16 protein-coding genes and 1 pseudogene are annotated in these 14,237 nt (G+C 56.9%); 11 read left to right on the forward strand and 6 right to left on the reverse strand.

The annotated features are described in order from the left end of the window. Nucleotides 1–59: 59 nt before the first annotated feature. From IEX04_RS05250 to IEX04_RS05265, 4 genes are all read right to left on the reverse strand, one after another. Nucleotides 60–665: a DUF305 domain-containing protein gene (locus IEX04_RS05250; protein ID WP_013348043.1), complete on the reverse strand. Its 606-nt coding sequence runs from the start codon at nt 663–665 to the stop codon at nt 60–62. 121 nt (nt 666–786) lie between these two features. Further along, nucleotides 787–1,260 (reverse strand): DUF6153 family protein, encoded by a 474-nt coding sequence (locus IEX04_RS05255; RefSeq protein ID WP_229677015.1) that lies wholly within the window; start codon nt 1,258–1,260, stop codon nt 787–789. A 99-nt stretch (nt 1,261–1,359) separates the two neighbouring features. Next, complete coding sequence (locus IEX04_RS05260; RefSeq protein WP_229677016.1) at nt 1,360–3,432, reverse strand: copper-translocating P-type ATPase; 2,073 nt, start codon at nt 3,430–3,432, stop codon at nt 1,360–1,362. A gap of 277 nt (nt 3,433–3,709) precedes the next feature. After that, nucleotides 3,710–4,117, reverse strand: a complete 408-nt coding sequence (locus IEX04_RS05265; protein WP_188684288.1) for a four-helix bundle copper-binding protein — start codon at nt 4,115–4,117, stop codon at nt 3,710–3,712. Between the two features lie 156 nt (nt 4,118–4,273). Here IEX04_RS05265 and IEX04_RS05270 point away from each other — a divergent pair, with 156 nt between their 5' ends. From IEX04_RS05270 to IEX04_RS05300, 9 genes and pseudogenes are all read left to right on the forward strand, one after another. After that, on the forward strand, nt 4,274–4,540 hold the full coding sequence (locus IEX04_RS05270) for a hypothetical protein (RefSeq protein WP_188684290.1): 267 nt from the start codon (nt 4,274–4,276) through the stop codon (nt 4,538–4,540). A 3-nt stretch (nt 4,541–4,543) separates the two neighbouring features. Then, nucleotides 4,544–5,143: a DUF305 domain-containing protein gene (locus tag IEX04_RS05275; protein ID WP_188684292.1), complete on the forward strand. Its 600-nt coding sequence runs from the start codon at nt 4,544–4,546 to the stop codon at nt 5,141–5,143. 192 nt (nt 5,144–5,335) lie between these two features. Then, nucleotides 5,336–6,178, forward strand: coding sequence for a F510_1955 family glycosylhydrolase (locus tag IEX04_RS05280; protein ID WP_188684294.1), 843 nt, complete (start codon nt 5,336–5,338; stop codon nt 6,176–6,178). A gap of 7 nt (nt 6,179–6,185) precedes the next feature. Continuing rightward, complete coding sequence (locus IEX04_RS19005; RefSeq protein WP_268236911.1) at nt 6,186–6,308, forward strand: hypothetical protein; 123 nt, start codon at nt 6,186–6,188, stop codon at nt 6,306–6,308. 157 nt (nt 6,309–6,465) lie between these two features. Beyond that, nucleotides 6,466–7,233: a M23 family metallopeptidase gene (locus IEX04_RS05285; protein WP_229677017.1), complete on the forward strand. Its 768-nt coding sequence runs from the start codon at nt 6,466–6,468 to the stop codon at nt 7,231–7,233. An 80-nt stretch (nt 7,234–7,313) separates the two neighbouring features. Next, nucleotides 7,314–7,535 (forward strand): annotated as a pseudogene (locus tag IEX04_RS19205) (IS30 family transposase); the annotation flags it as partial. Between the two features lie 173 nt (nt 7,536–7,708). Continuing rightward, entirely contained in the window at nt 7,709–9,001 is a 1,293-nt protein-coding gene (locus IEX04_RS05290) for an APC family permease (RefSeq protein ID WP_188684296.1), read from the forward strand. An 835-nt stretch (nt 9,002–9,836) separates the two neighbouring features. After that, the gene (locus IEX04_RS18725; RefSeq protein ID WP_229677018.1) at nt 9,837–10,025 is read left to right on the forward strand and encodes a hypothetical protein; all 189 of its coding nucleotides are present in this window, start codon (nt 9,837–9,839) and stop codon (nt 10,023–10,025) included. An 81-nt stretch (nt 10,026–10,106) separates the two neighbouring features. Next, nucleotides 10,107–10,592 carry a hypothetical protein gene (locus IEX04_RS05300; protein WP_188684298.1) on the forward strand — a complete coding sequence of 162 codons (486 nt, stop codon included), beginning with the start codon at nt 10,107–10,109 and terminating at the stop codon, nt 10,590–10,592. A 204-nt stretch (nt 10,593–10,796) separates the two neighbouring features. On the opposite strand, the gene IEX04_RS05305 is transcribed toward IEX04_RS05300, so the two are convergent. Further along, nucleotides 10,797–11,282 (reverse strand): MarR family winged helix-turn-helix transcriptional regulator, encoded by a 486-nt coding sequence (locus IEX04_RS05305; protein WP_188684300.1) that lies wholly within the window; start codon nt 11,280–11,282, stop codon nt 10,797–10,799. Nucleotides 11,283–11,364: 82 nt separating this feature from the next. On the opposite strand from IEX04_RS05305, the gene IEX04_RS05310 reads away from it, so the two are divergent. After that, the gene (locus IEX04_RS05310; protein WP_188684302.1) at nt 11,365–11,997 is read left to right on the forward strand and encodes an NAD(P)-dependent oxidoreductase; all 633 of its coding nucleotides are present in this window, start codon (nt 11,365–11,367) and stop codon (nt 11,995–11,997) included. Between the two features lie 269 nt (nt 11,998–12,266). Beyond that, complete coding sequence (locus IEX04_RS05315; protein ID WP_188684304.1) at nt 12,267–13,046, forward strand: Bax inhibitor-1/YccA family membrane protein; 780 nt, start codon at nt 12,267–12,269, stop codon at nt 13,044–13,046. 576 nt (nt 13,047–13,622) lie between these two features. Here the strand turns inward: IEX04_RS05315 and IEX04_RS05320 are convergent. Continuing rightward, nucleotides 13,623–14,204: a shikimate kinase gene (locus tag IEX04_RS05320; RefSeq protein WP_188684306.1), complete on the reverse strand. Its 582-nt coding sequence runs from the start codon at nt 14,202–14,204 to the stop codon at nt 13,623–13,625. Nucleotides 14,205–14,237 lie beyond the last annotated feature (33 nt).

The raw sequence follows: 14,237 nt of genomic DNA on the forward strand, positions 1-14,237 counted from the left end.
TGCTGGTCAGATGGGTCAGGGGAGTCGGCACCCTAGGCAGCAGCGGCAACGTGGAGTCTTTAGAGGTCGGCTAGCAGGGTCTTCATGGCCTGAATTTCGGTTCCCTGGCTGGAGACAACATCCTTAGCCAGCTCGACGGCTGCAGGATTCGATCCGTTGGCGACTTCGTCCTCAGCCATAGTGATGGCCCCCTCATGGTGGGCGATCATTTGGGTCAGGAACAACCGCGAAGCTTCGGTGCCCTGGGTGGCTTCGAGGTTGGAAAGGTCCTCCGGGGTCATCATCCCGTCCATCTCATGGCTTCCGGACATCTTCATAGGCTCGCCCCAGGTCTGGAGCCAGTCGTTCATTTTCTTGATTTCCGGCCCCTGGGCGGCTTTGATGTCCTGGGCAAGCTCGGTAACCCGGGGATCCAGGTTTTTCTTGGCCAGCATGATGTCGCTCATCTGGACAGCCTGTTCGTGATGAGGCGTCATCATCTGCGCGAACATGGCATCGGCACTATTGTGGTCGGCTGCAGCATCGGAGGCCGAAGGCGGCATGCTGCCATGATCCATGCCGGACATAGTGCTTTCAGGTTCGGTGGTGCCAGCGTCCGTGGAGCATCCGGACAGGACGAGTGCTGCTGCGAGAGCGGTTGCCGAAATGGAAGTCAGGCGTTTCATGTGGGTATTCCTTCAAAGTGTTCTCAAACGGGGTATCCATCAATATCCGGCCAAGACGGCACACAAGGGTGCGCACGAATAGCCGGAGCTCTCCCCGGTATGGGGAAAGCGGCCGGCGTTTTTATGTGCGACTGATAGAGAGTTCGATGAGTGAGGGAGTCCACGGCAACCGGTTTGCCGGTGCAGACATGACTGGCGGGGCGCGCAGCCCCTTGCCAGGAATAATGAACCAACGCTTAGGAAGAAACCACAAGACGGCCAGGACAATGACCATGAGTACGCACATGGCAGCCATGAGATGATGCTCGCCATTGCATGGCCCGTAGCAGGTACTATCTGCGTCGCCACCGACCGTCCCATCTGTGGCCATTACGGGTGGACCGTGATCGTGGGAGACCGCTTGGTGCGCAGAGGTCGCGCTCAGACCAGCAGTATCTGGCGCTTGGTAGGACGCTCCTAAGACATGCATCCCCAAGATTCCGAGGATGATTCCGGCCAAACCCAGCATAAGAATAACCGGGCGGCGGCCAGCAGGATTGCCCGGCGCAGGGACAAGCAGAGACAGGAAACGACGAGGCGTCATAACCTGATTCATCGCATCCTGCCTTTCCACCAGAGTGAAGGTTTTCATCTCAAGGGTACTGGCGCATCCTGTGCCCGGCAAAAGAAAGCGCTTGAAACTGGTCTAGTGTGATTAATGTATGGTGTCTGGATCGAGATTGATGCGTCGCAGCAATTGGGCGTTGAGCGCGACCACGATGGTGGACAGGGACATCAGGATCGCTGCGATGGCCGGAGAGATCGACACCCCAGCAAACGCCAGTGCTCCGGCAGCCAGCGGGACCGCAATCACGTTATAGCCGGTGGCCCACGCCAGGTTCTGGATCATCTTGCGGTAGCTGGCTCTGGATAGTTCCAGCATAGACATCACCGCCCGCGGGTCGTTGCCGGCCAAGACAACCCCCGCCGATTCTATTGCCACATCGGTGCCGGCACCGATGGCAATGCCAACCTCGGCCCGAGCCAGTGCTGGGGAGTCGTTGACCCCGTCCCCGACCATGGCCACTTTCAGGCCGCGGGCCTGCAGCTCGGCAACCTTCTTATCCTTGTCCTGGGGCAGAACTTGGGCGAAGACCTCGTCGATGCCCAGCTTTCCAGCCACTGCTTCGGCGACCTGCTGCGCATCACCGGTGATCATCGCGACTTTGAGGCCCCGGGACTGCAACGCGGCAACGGCCTGGCGGGAATCGGCGCGGATCTCATCTTCCAAACTCAGGGCACCAATCACTTGCCCAGTACGAACCACGTGGAGTACGGAGGCGCCTCGCTCTACCCAAGGCTGAGTCTGCTCCTGCAGTTCTCGCGGGATCGTCAGGGCTTGGGAGTCAAGCAAGTTAGGTCCGCCGATCATGATGTCGGCTCCATCGACGCTGGCGGTCACGCCACGCCCGGTCAGCGAGGTAAATTCGGTAGCAGTCGGAATCCGGATGTCTCGGGCCCGGGCCGCTGCGACGATAGCCCGGGCCGAGGGATGTTCGCTGTCCGCCTCAACTGCGGCCGCCAGTGCCAGCAAGTCGTTATCGCTGAGACCAGGGGCTGTGGAAATGCCGGTCAGAGCAGGCTGGCCCAGAGTTAGAGTGCCGGTTTTGTCGAAGAGGACCACATCGATGGTGCGCATCCGTTCCAAGGCCATGCGGTTCTTGATCAGCACTCCAGCCCGTGCCGCCCGTTCGGTGGAGATCGCGATGACCAGTGGAATGGCAAGGCCCAGTGCGTGCGGGCAGGCGATGACCAGAACGGTGACGGTGCGGATAACCGCCTCGTTGGAACTGCCCAGGAGCACCCAGGTGAGGAAAGTGATGATGCCAGCGCCAAGAGCGAAGTAGAACAGAAAAGCCGCTGCACGGTCCGCTAGCGCTTGGGCTTTCGAGGAGGAGGCCTGGGCCTCAGAGACCAGACGCTGGATTCCGGCTAGAGCGGTATCTGACCCGACGGCTGCCACCTTGATGCGCAGGGAGCTGTCCGTGGCCACAGTGCCGGCCACTACGCTGTCTCCGGGACCTCGCGGTACGGTCTTGGATTCGCCGGTGATCATCGATTCGTCCAGTTCCGCTTGGCCTTCGGTGATTTCCCCGTCAGCAGGCAGCCGGCTACCGGAGCGGACCAGTACGATATCGCCGACGGATAGATCGCTGATTCGTACTGTGTCCGTGCCCTCTGCGGTGACGCGTTCGGCTTCATCAGGTAGCAGTTCTGCCAGAGCATCTAGTGCGCCGCGCGCCGAGCCTAGGGCGCGCATCTCGATCCAGTGGCCCAGAAGCATGATCACTACCAGCAGGGCCAGTTCCCACCAGAAGTCGAGGTTGAAGTTGCCGATGCCTAGCGTGGTGATCCACGAGGAGAGAAAGGCGATAGTGATTGCCAGCGTGATCAGCAGCATCATTCCAGGCTGCTTGCTGCGCAGTTCTTTCCAGCCGCCCTTCAGGAAGGGCAGTCCTCCGTAGAAGAAGATCACCGATCCGAGCACCGGAGCGATCCAGGCGGCGCCGGGGAAGTCCGGGATCTGATAGCCGAAGAGGTGGGCGAACATCGGGCTGAAAATTACCACCGGGATTGAGAGTGCCAGGCTCAACCAGAACTTATTCTTGAACATCGCGGTACTGTGTCCTGCGTGCTCGCCGTGGCTGTGGACGGCGTGTTCATCGTCAACTGCCGAATGCGCATGGCCAGCCGGCGTCGCCTGGCCATGAGTTGGCTGTTCAGACATCGGGTGTCCCGTGTGACTGTCTTTGGATGCGAGAGTGCGACCCCCGTGCCCAGGGGAGACTGAGTGGCCGTGTTCCCGGTTCTCCGGTGCGTGGTTCATGATGGCTTCCCTCCTGGACCCCCGAGGGCGGTCTCGAATTCTCGTCTGAATACGCCGGCCCTAACACTGGGGGCAACCGCCCGTTAAGTCCTGCGTAGGTTCAGAATATACCCTAAGGGGGTATAACTCGAGTTTTCTGGCAAGCCTCATCTGTCCACTCGTGCCCAACAACAGACGCTTAGCCGATGGCCGCCAACAGCAGGGCACAAGCTTTTTCGCACCGGCGGCAAGCTTCAGCGCAGACCTGGCAATGCTCGTGCATGACAGCATGCTTCTCGCATTCGGTGGCACACTGCTGGCAGGCTGTCCGGCAGGCTTCAAGCATTGCCTTGACTGCCGATGGGTTCTGGCCGGTTTGGCGAGTCAGAACGTTGACGGTGGCGTTGCAGATATCGGCGCAGTCGAGATTGGTCCGGATGCAGAGACGCAACTCGGCGACCATGTCTTCGGCCAAGCACGCGTCGGCACACGCGGTACAGCTCTGGGCGCATTCGAAACAGGCGGCGATACAGTCCGCAAGCTTCTGAAGGTCCGGGTCATTGGGTTTGTTGGGGTGGGTTTTCAGCATGGAGATGATGTGACTCATTGATTTTGCTCCTTAGTCTCGATGGATACCGCGGACGCTACCACTTTGAGATCGTGAACTGAACCCTTTAAGCAACTTGCACAGTAGCGCAACAAACACGACCCCGCATGAGCGTCGGATACACAAATTTCAGCGATGGCCTCAGAAAGGATCATCATGGAGACTCAGCGAACTCTAGAGGCCGTGGCCATCAAAGACGGCAAATGGTGGGAAATTTCCATCCCCGAACTTGACCAAGTGACCGCAGCCAAGAAGCTCAGCGAGGTCCAGGAATACGCCGAGAGTTTAGCAACAGCAATTCTCAATGTGCCCGAAGGATCGGTAACTGTGAACGTTACCTACGGGCTACCTGAATCGTCCCGGGAATGTATCGCCTGTGTATTGCGGTACCTCATCGACCGATGTAACGCGACTGAAAGTTGAATAATGAAGACCAAACTCCACGCTTCGCTCGGCGCGAGCGTCCTTGCTTTGACCCTAGCGCTGACCGGATGCAGCCTTGAGAGCAACGAACAAAACTCGGAGAACTCTCCTCCAGCGTCAGAATCCTCATCGGCCCCCGCGAACGCAGCCGATGAGATGTTTGTCACCATGATGATCCCGCACCACCAACAAGCCATCGATATGGCGGACGTCGTGCTGGAGAAGGACGGCGTAGATTCTCGGGTCACCGAAGTGGCGCAGCGGATCAAGAAAGCGCAAGGCCCCGAGATCGAACGAATGCTTTCATGGCTTGAAGGCTGGGGAGTCGATTACGACCCAGCTGCAGGCAATGGCATGGACCACGGGTCTGGTGATGGCATGATGGCCGAATCTGATATGAGCGCGCTAGAAGAAGTGGATGGTGCGGACGCGAGTCGGCTGTTCTTAGAGCAGATGATCATGCATCATGAGGGTGCCGTTGATATGGCACGCACCGCGATCGACGATGCCCAGAATGCTGACGTTCGTGATCTCGCCGAGCAAGTGATCGATGATCAAACTTCTGAGATCAGTGAAATGCGAGAACTTCTAGGGACGCTCTAATTCAGTTCCGGTCACCCGTGAGTTGTATAACTTCGGGTGACCGGAAGGCGAGCCCTTCGTATGGCGTCCGTTGCCTGAGCAGCTCACGCGCAGCATCGGAACCAGCCCGAACAAACATTCACAGTCAGCTCACGTGAGCGGTCGAAATTTGTCAGTTCTCACCGAGTTGCCCTTATCTTTTGGAATAATTTCATGAAACTATTCACCGGTATCATTGCCGCCGCAGTGCTTGCACCCACGCTCGTTGGTTGCGCCTCTCCTGAAGTGAACTCTTCTGCTACCGCGCCTCCTGTGATCGAGCATGTGCATGGCATCACACCTGATCCAGGTTCTGACGATGTACTCATCGCCACCCATAACGGAATTTTCTCGGTCTCACAGGAGGGCACCGTCGCGGGCCCGGTCGGCGGCTACGACTTCGATGCGATGGGCTTCACCGGGCTTGGCGCCACACTGTTCGCGTCGGGTCACCCTGGTGTGGAGACTCCTTCTGAACTCGGGTCTCCAAACCTGGGCATAATCCGAAGCGATGACTCCGGAAAAAGCTGGGCACCGGTTTCTCTGACCGGCATTGAGGATTTCCATGTGCTGACGACCGGACCTGACGGGTTTCTGTATGGGATTGGATCGAGCCAACCGAACCTGGTCATCAGTCGAGACGACGGTGTGAACTGGGAGCCTCAGAGAGAAATCTCGGCGATCGACCTCGCGGTCACTGGCGGCGGAATTTACGCTGCAACCGAGAATGGGGTGCAGATCAGTACTGATCAGGGGGCAACGTTTCGCGTCCTAGAGGGGGCACCGATTCTCTACCAGGTCGCTGCCAAAGCTTCGGGTGGAGTTATTGGTGTCGATGTTGAGGGTTTGCTCTGGTCGCTGCCTCCTGGCGGCGAGTGGGAAAAGGGTGAACGTGTGACTGGTCAAGTACAAGCACTTGGCGTCACGAGCGATGATCACCCCGTCTTCGTCGATGACCGAGGCATAGTCGAGATCACCCCACAGGGAGCTCAGGTTCTCAGTCCCTTGGTTCGATAGCCAGCTCATGTCCGAATCGAACAACCCATTGAAGAAGCCGATACTTTTTATTGCCCTGGCGCTGATTGCCGCTGCGGTTGTTGCCATTGCAAGCTTTGCAGTGATCACGTCACTGTTTCCCGTTCATTAGCCCGAGACATGACCAGGAAGCGCTCTGTTCTTAAACCAAATCCTTTCGAAAGGATCACATGCCCGACAATCCACTCACTCCTGACTCGCGAAGCTATCCCTCCCGAAGATCACTCCGTCTTGCCGCTGATGCAGCGGAGTCCGCGCGGGACGTGCAAATGAAATCGTCTGAGCCACCCCCTTCAGAGGAAGTAAATTTTGAAGCTCCAATCGGTAGCCTGGTCAAGCGTGCAGCTGGGCGGTCACGATTTCGCAAGTTGCTCGTTGTCACGTCCGCGACTATGGCAGCGGGAGCGCTAGCAATTTCTAGCATCACACCCGCCCTTGACATACCCGGCAACGAGCCAACGGCTGCCGGCGCAGTTACGACGAACCAGTTACTCTCACTTGATGGTATACCGTTCGAATCGGCGGACGCCACGTTTGACGCTATCAATACAGTTGAAGCGACAAGTGCACCGTTAAGCGCTCCTAATGAACAAGGATTGATCGATCCAAACTCACTGGAAAACTCAAAAGTGCGCTACCCATTTGACCAAGAAATTCGTCTGACCGATCCATTCGGATACCGGACCGCTCCAGTCGAACAATTTCACGATGCACAGGACATGGCTGCGCCGCACGGCACTCCAATTCGTGCGATAGCGTCCGGCGTCGTCCTAGAAGCAGGATTTGCCAATGACGGTTGTGGCTTTAGCCTAAAACTGCAGCATCTTGTCGACGATCAGACACTCACAAGTCGGTACTGTCATATGGCCAACAACTCCCACAGCTATCAAGTCGGAGACACCATAAAAATCGGTGATCTGGCTGGGCAGGTGGGCAACACTGGCATGTCGTTCGGACCGCACCTGCACTTGGCCCTTCGTCTGAACGGTGAAGCTATCGACCCCATGCCCTACTTGGCTAAAATGGCCAAAAGCTGACTTATATTTTCCTCAGTGTTCACGGTGGAAGCGGCATCGTAGTTCTGACCGAACTAACTGGCCCGATTTCGGCGGCACCCACCGGTGATAACGGGTCCGAGTTCGCATTCTATTACGACCTTGCCGACCGGCTCGCGGTTCCCACCTACTTTCGCTGACCCATACTCGGCTTGGCAGCGTGGTATGAATGAGCATTTCAATGGGCGGTTGCGTCGGTATCTCCCCAAGGGAACCAGTTTTGGGGACCTCACCAGGATGAGTTGGATGAGTTCGTGGCCGAGGTCAATAACCGTCCCCGATGAGTTTTTGGTTGGGCGACTCCTGCGGAGGTGTTCAACGAGTTAGCCTGGGATCCCATCCCCACACCCTGATGTTGCACTTCAAACTAGAACGTGGGAAAGTGCAAAGTACTGCTCCCTGCTTAGTAAGCATGGCGTGAAAACCGAAATTGAACGAGAAGGAGCGAGGGGTTCACATGGTCGCAACGAAGGGCAAGATTTCACTCGTCGGGTCCGTTTCGCTCGGCACCGGAGTGATGATCGGGGCGGGAATCTTTGCGCTCGTCGGGCAGGTCGCGGGCTTCGCCGGAGACTGGTTTCCGCTCGCGTTTCTGCTCGGCGCGATTGTCGCCGGTGTCAGCGCCTACTCGTACACGCGATATTCAAGCGTGAACCCCTCTGCGGGTGGTATTGCGATGCTACTGAAAGATGCGTACGGACCGGGGGTCGCTGCGGGATCGTTTACCCTGTTCATGTACGTCTCAATGGTGGTCGCGGAAAGTCTCCTCGCCCGCACCTTCGGAACTTACCTGCTGCGCCCATTTGGCCTACAAGACTCTGCAATTCTCGTCCCCCTCCTGGGCGTGCTTGCGATCGTGGCAGCAGCCATCGTGAACTTGCTCGGTAATAAGCTCGTTGAAGGATCCGCGACCACGACTGCGATCATCAAGATCGTGGGCATCGCACTGCTCGCTATAGCGGGACTCGTCGGTGCTGTCGCATCAGGATCCGGACTCTTCGCCCAAAGCTCAGGCGAGGCCCCCGATATCGTCGGACTGCTCGCCGGAACGGTCCTGTGTGTGCTCGCCTACAAAGGGTTCACCACCATAACCAACCAAGGTGACGACATTCAGGACGCGAAAAAGAACATTGCGCGCTCGATCGTCATTTCCCTGGCGGTCTGCACGGTCCTCTACATGCTGATCACCGTCTCGGTAGAGTCCAGTATTGGGGCCGCAGGCGCGGTAAAAGCGCGTGATTATGCGTTGGCTGCGGCAGCCGAACCGCTCTTTGGCTCGTGGGGTATCGGAATCACGGTGGCGATCGCCGTTGTCGCCACACTGTCCGGGCTGCTGGCCAGTCTGTATTCGGTATCACGCCTCTACGGAATGCTCCAAGACATGCGCCAGATGCCGTCACTGCCTGCGCGCGTCCCGCAACAGCCGCTGATCATCACGGCTGGGCTCGCGATTATCGCCACAGCCTTCCTGGACCTCACTCAGATCGCATCGATGGGAGCGTTCCTCTACCTCGCAATGGACATCGCGGTGCAATGGGGCGTGATTCGGCACCTCCGGACAAAAATCAAGGCAAAGCCGTGGGCACCGCTTCTCACAATATTGCTCAACTTCTCGATTCTGATTCCCTTCACGATTCTTAAAGTGCAAAGCGATCTTCAAACCGTAATTGTCACTGCAGCGGTTGCGACAGCCGTTATCGTCGGCCAGGTGATCGTTATGCGGGTGAGAGCAAAAGAGGAGACGAGTTAGAGCCGGGAGTCCTAACTCTGAGGCCTCGCCGATGTCGGAGCCTCGTGCTGTCTCGGTTCCCAGAGCACTGATCCAATTGCGGATTTCGTCTTCACCTTCAACGTTGCGGTGCCTGTAGCTCGACCCAATAGCTATCCGTGCCATTAAAACTGTCGGCCAACCGGTGTCACATGACACCAATCCACATGGCCTCGCCGGTCTCGCCATCGGAGCTGGGCTCGGGGGCCTGTTTGCGACGGCCAGTGGTCTTGCAACCCCGTTCCTGGCGGGGGCACTCGTGTTCGCCCTCTGCGCTCTCATCGCATGGCCGAGCCTGCGGACATGGGAGAACGCCAACCCCGCAGTCTCATGACCCAAAGCCGTGTCCCTCCACCCCGTTGCAAAGGGATGTCTCGGCCTTCCCACGGTTTCTGTCCCGGTGAAGGTTCCTCTTACGGGCGTTCCTCTCGGGGACCGGCTTGCGGGACACCAATCACCGAGGTTGAATTGAGCCTGCCTGGGTGACGATCAAAGATACGCTTGCCACATGGTCTACAACACTCATCAGCGCGAAATTGCAGCCCCCGCTAGCGAAGTAGGGCCGCTCATCGACTCGCTTGCGGGTAAGAACGATCGACTATGGCCCCGAAGCGAGTGGCCAGCAATGCGCCTGAACGGACCGCTTGGTGTGGGCGCAGCGGGAGGACATGGGCCAGTGCGCTATTTCGTGACTGCATACGAGCCCGGCAGACGGATCGAATTTCAGTTCACTAGTCCATCGGGCTTTAACGGGCACCACTCTTTCACTGCCACCAGCCTTACAGACACATTAACGCTGCTCCGGCACGAGCTTTCCATGTCGCCAAGTGGAACGGCAAAACTTACCTGGCCACTATTCTTCCGGCCCATGCATGACGCGCTTATCGAAGAAAGCCTGGATCGCGCAGAAAACGAATTCGGCTCTTCTCCAGGTGCTGCACACCGTCGGTCACTGTGGACGAAGATCCTTCGGGCACCGTTCTCCGCACGGATGACCCGCAAGTAGGAAGCCCGGTAAAGGTTCGTCTTATGGGAATGGAACAGCAGTTCCCGAAGGAAATCTAGTGGGTGGCGCTAAGGTGATCACATGATGACAGTTATTTCAGCCCCCGGTGATCTCGTTGTCGTAACCAATGATGGCGTGGGCGTACGGTTTGCCGGCATCGAGTCGATTGCAGATGTTCCGATCGTTTCCGCCGAATGGCTGGGAAGAGAGGGCCTAAGGATCTACTTTCAAGGGATTCGCAGCCATGAGACGTGGCAACGCGACGTTCGCTACGAAGAACAACTGGTGCAATGGGCAGACCTGAGGAATCGTGATGGGGCGGAAGCTGCGGGAGACGCGCCTTCAATGCCCGGCCAGCTCGTTCTTGGACCGGTTGGAGCGGTCATCTCGGACGACGAGGGAACCACATATCGATTGAGTGCCGGACAGGTCGCCGGTAGCGCGACGGGGTGGGAGTCCACCTGGGTATATCTTCCCGAGCCTCCGAAGGCGGCGCAGATCCTCACCCTTGAATTCACCCTCGATGATGAACTAACCGGCAAGACATGCCAAGTACGACTGGACTGACTCCGAAATTGCCCGTTTAGGGTTCGGCTTCCGGGCGCTCCTTTATAGGACCCCCTAGCGGAACGGTTCGAACTGCCAAGCTGGACATACCCCTAGCGGGACGATACGCCTGTTCCGAAGGTCACGAAGCGCTCTTATTGGCCCCTAACCGAAACGGTGATCACAGCATAATCTTTCTGAACGGTACATTCCGCGCAGTTTAGTTTATTGACGACGCTCCCGGTTGACGACGTTGGCCTGTGATTCCCCAGGATCCCCAAGCTGGTAGAAGTCGCTAACGCCTTCCAAGTATCGAATGATTATTGCTAGTTCCCTGCGATCAAAAGTTCCAGTGAACGCGTCAAATTCTTCATCGGTGCGACCATAAAGAACTTGAAGCGGCGCGATTTTTTCTGGCACCAGCTCTATCAAGGTCTTGCGGCGATCGTTGGCATCAGCTGTCCGGCGAACGTAGCCTGAAGCTTCCAAGCGGTCGACAAGCTTGGTTACCGTGCTCGTCGGCATGCCCGTGGTCTCGCTGATCTGGCGTGGCGTTCGCACGCCCTTGCGCAGCACCAGCAGATGAAGCGTTTGCAAGTCAGTGACGAGCAATCCATGCTGACGAGCAACCCTTTCATTGCCAAGGACAGCATCTACTAGCTGTCGCTGCAAGGCGGCGCGAACCTGCCCCACTAGATCGTTGCTGCTCATTGCTGCACTCCCTGCTAACGTTAGTTCCGAATCGGGAATATCCTGATTTAGTAACATTTTACCCGATGAGAGAAGAAGCTGCATGAGAATTCTGGTGCCAGGCGCAACGGGAACGGTCGGAAGCGAGGTCGTAAGGCAAGCGCTAGAACGCGGTCACCAGGTAGTAGCAATTGCTCGCAACCCTGCAAATCTCGTCATTGAACATTCTCGACTCACTAAAGTGTCAGCCGACATCCTCGATGCGAAAGTCGTGGAACCGCTACTGGACGGCATCGATGCCGTCGTGAGCACCGTGGGGATCGGTGCCTCAAAAACTCCGACTACGCTCTATTCAGCAGGAACGAGAAGCCTTCTTGCAGGCATGAACAAGCATGGTGTCGAAAGGATAGTCGTCATATCCTCGGAAGTTGCCGAGCACTGGGCGCATCAGGGGCCGCTCAAGCTCTGGATTGTTCTGCCACTGCTGCAGAAGTTCCTTGGAGCAACTTACGATGACATGCGGCGGATGGATATCGCTCTCTGGGAGAGCCACGCAAAGTGGACCGCGATTCGCGCGCCGCGAATCAGGAACGCCCCCGCCAAAAAGCGGTACCGGCTCGACACTGAGCCGCTCCCGCGAGGTTGGATGATCACCGCATCAGACTTGGCCAGTGCAATGCTCGACGTCATTGACAATGATGACCTGGCCAGACGGCATGTCTATGTCTGCAATTGAGCAAGAATCAATCTGGCACGCATCTCCGCTTGGCTCGCTACGAGCGATGGCACCGGTCCCGCAATCATCTGCAGCTCACAGCGGGGGTCGCGCTAGTAGCTGGCGCTTGCTCGCAGACTGTCATTGTGTCGTATCTGCTGGGGGCAGCGTTTGCCTGAACAGGTGGTACTCGCAACTTCCTGGAAACTCTTGTAGATCCAATGGTCTCAGAGCTGGCAGCTGTGCAGATCTTCTCTACGAGCTATCAGAAATTCGGAAGAACTAATCTCATGGAGAAATTCACACAGAATAATCCGAAATCCCGCTCCGATCGTTCACGCGCGACGATATCGCGCCGCAGCATGGGGATCTCTGGAGTGCTATGGAAGACGCTCGGACTGTTTGCGATTCTGCATTTCGCCGCCCTTGCTGGAATTTTCTGGGCAGTTGAACCCGCATTGAAGAGCGGCCATACGTACGATCCAATCGCATCACCCTGGATAGTTGGCCTACTGGGCAGTTTCGTTGCCGGGGGCTGGCTAGCCATCGTCGCCAAGAGGACCGCCAGCGTCTTATTGATTGTGTGCTTCGCAGCCTCGGAGGGGTTATTTCTCGGAGGGTTTTCGGCTTACTTCGAGGTCGTATTTCCAGGGTTCGCGATTCAAACTGCATTCGCGACCCTTTCGGCTGTCATCGCGGCATTGGCGCTATTCGCTGTCCCTCGGATCCGAATTGCCGGTCGATCGGCTCAATTCATATTTGTTGCGCTTGGTGCTTATTTTGTGTTCGCACTTCACAATGTTGCGGTGAGCGGCTTGGAATTCCTGCCGGATCACATCGCGTGGGGTAGGGGTTCAGTGACAGTGCTGAGTGTACCTCTTGGCCTCATTTTTGCACTGCATGTAGTGGCTTCAATGGCTTACTCACTCGTTCTTGAATTCGAGCGAATTGAGTACACGCCTCGACCTTTAAAGCCGAGTCAGCACGAATGGCGCGCCGCATTCAAAGTCATGGCCACCATTTTCTCTCACTGCATCGAAACACCGCGAGCACTCGCTAGCCGAAAGTAGGGTCGCCTTGCTACCCGCAGCCGTCATCACGTTGCTCTTGGCCTTGTTGTTTCTCGGAATTTTCGCGTGGGAACGTCGAGACCGAAATCGAACCTGCGCACAGGAAAGCAAGTTCTTCAGAAATTAGGTTCTCGTCGCCTTCTGGATTTGTGCATTCTTCTTTGCCGTTTTTACACTTGGAACCATACAGCAATGGATCAAGTAAAGCTGTGGATTGCCCCTCGGGGTGGCAACGAAAACGTAGCACTATCAAGGAACCTCAAGCAGCTCTTGGCCTGTCCGGTAGAGGTCCCGTGGACGGGCAGCCGTTAGAGGTATCGAAGAGCGCCAGATGCTGGAGTGAGAGTGCATGATTCCAGTGGAGCGTTCGGGTCGCTGTGTTCGATTTCGTACTCGCACTCTCCGCAACAGTAACCGTCATTTTCAGGCATATGATCTTGCCATATATGACCGCATCGCACACACCTGCTTTCCAAAGCCCGATATTTGCTGAACGTCGTCTTCGCACCCAAGACTGCACCTCCAGGTCGTAGCTACAAAAACTGGCTTCGTTGGTATTCAAGCACTGGCCAGTACTTATGAGTTAGTGCGTTGAAGCATCGTCACGATTCTCTTGGCAGTTGTCTCGGGTGATTCGCTACCTGTAATCATGGTTTCAGTGGCCAGGCTCCGTGTTCCTTGGTCATCTAGCCATTCAGCAAGAAAATCATGTCCTGAGCTGATCCAGTCCGTTGCTTTTGAAACCAAGGACCTGTTGCGCAGCGTGCTCAGTGCTTCGGCCCGGTCTGCCGAAGGCAAGACGAGCAAGATGCAGGGCGCATCCTTCAAAGCGGTCCTAACGCGTTGGAGATGATGCTCATTTTTGTACGAGGTGTGGCCCGCGCCTAAAGCGATAACCGCATCAGGGTGGTCATCCAGTACGCGACATACAGCGTGCGCTCGAGCAGCTTCCCATTCTCGTTCGGCGGCAACGCGCCCGACTGTTGAACTTCTATGAGAGAGTTTTTCGAGGTTCCAGCCGGATTCCTCGTAGTAGGGTTCGGCGATTTCATCTATATCGACAAACGGAACGGACAAACTGGCCGCAACTATTTGGCCTAGGGTAGTTTTCCCTGTGGCGGCCGGACCAATCAGAATTAATGGCGTATCGAGGCTCATGAGGCAATTTTGCCATTGGGAGGACTGATGTAA

Origin of the sequence: Glutamicibacter ardleyensis (assembly GCF_014644555.1) — a bacterium.
Lineage (GTDB): Bacteria > Actinomycetota > Actinomycetes > Actinomycetales > Micrococcaceae > Glutamicibacter > Glutamicibacter bergerei.

Bases quoted from the DNA above. Each gene is read 5' to 3' on its own strand.
- IEX04_RS05285 (WP_229677017.1), top strand. From the start codon at position 6,466: ATGAAATCGTCTGAGCCACCCCCTTCAGAGGAAGTAAATTTTGAAGCT.
- IEX04_RS05250 (WP_013348043.1), bottom strand. From the start codon at position 665: ATGAAACGCCTGACTTCCATTTCGGCAACCGCTCTCGCAGCAGCACTC.
- IEX04_RS18725 (WP_229677018.1), top strand. From the start codon at position 9,837: ATGTCGCCAAGTGGAACGGCAAAACTTACCTGGCCACTATTCTTCCGG.
- IEX04_RS05260 (WP_229677016.1), bottom strand. From the start codon at position 3,432: ATGTCTGAACAGCCAACTCATGGCCAGGCGACGCCGGCTGGCCATGCG.
- IEX04_RS05315 (WP_188684304.1), top strand. From the start codon at position 12,267: ATGGAGAAATTCACACAGAATAATCCGAAATCCCGCTCCGATCGTTCA.
- IEX04_RS19005 (WP_268236911.1), top strand. From the start codon at position 6,186: ATGTCCGAATCGAACAACCCATTGAAGAAGCCGATACTTTTTATTGCC.
- IEX04_RS05280 (WP_188684294.1), top strand. From the start codon at position 5,336: ATGAAACTATTCACCGGTATCATTGCCGCCGCAGTGCTTGCACCCACG.
- IEX04_RS05265 (WP_188684288.1), bottom strand. From the start codon at position 4,117: ATGAGTCACATCATCTCCATGCTGAAAACCCACCCCAACAAACCCAAT.
- IEX04_RS05320 (WP_188684306.1), bottom strand. From the start codon at position 14,204: ATGAGCCTCGATACGCCATTAATTCTGATTGGTCCGGCCGCCACAGGG.
- IEX04_RS05255 (WP_229677015.1), bottom strand. From the start codon at position 1,260: ATGAATCAGGTTATGACGCCTCGTCGTTTCCTGTCTCTGCTTGTCCCT.
- IEX04_RS05270 (WP_188684290.1), top strand. From the start codon at position 4,274: ATGGAGACTCAGCGAACTCTAGAGGCCGTGGCCATCAAAGACGGCAAA.
- IEX04_RS05305 (WP_188684300.1), bottom strand. From the start codon at position 11,282: ATGAGCAGCAACGATCTAGTGGGGCAGGTTCGCGCCGCCTTGCAGCGA.
- IEX04_RS05300 (WP_188684298.1), top strand. From the start codon at position 10,107: ATGATGACAGTTATTTCAGCCCCCGGTGATCTCGTTGTCGTAACCAAT.
- IEX04_RS05310 (WP_188684302.1), top strand. From the start codon at position 11,365: ATGAGAATTCTGGTGCCAGGCGCAACGGGAACGGTCGGAAGCGAGGTC.
- IEX04_RS05275 (WP_188684292.1), top strand. From the start codon at position 4,544: ATGAAGACCAAACTCCACGCTTCGCTCGGCGCGAGCGTCCTTGCTTTG.
- IEX04_RS05290 (WP_188684296.1), top strand. From the start codon at position 7,709: ATGGTCGCAACGAAGGGCAAGATTTCACTCGTCGGGTCCGTTTCGCTC.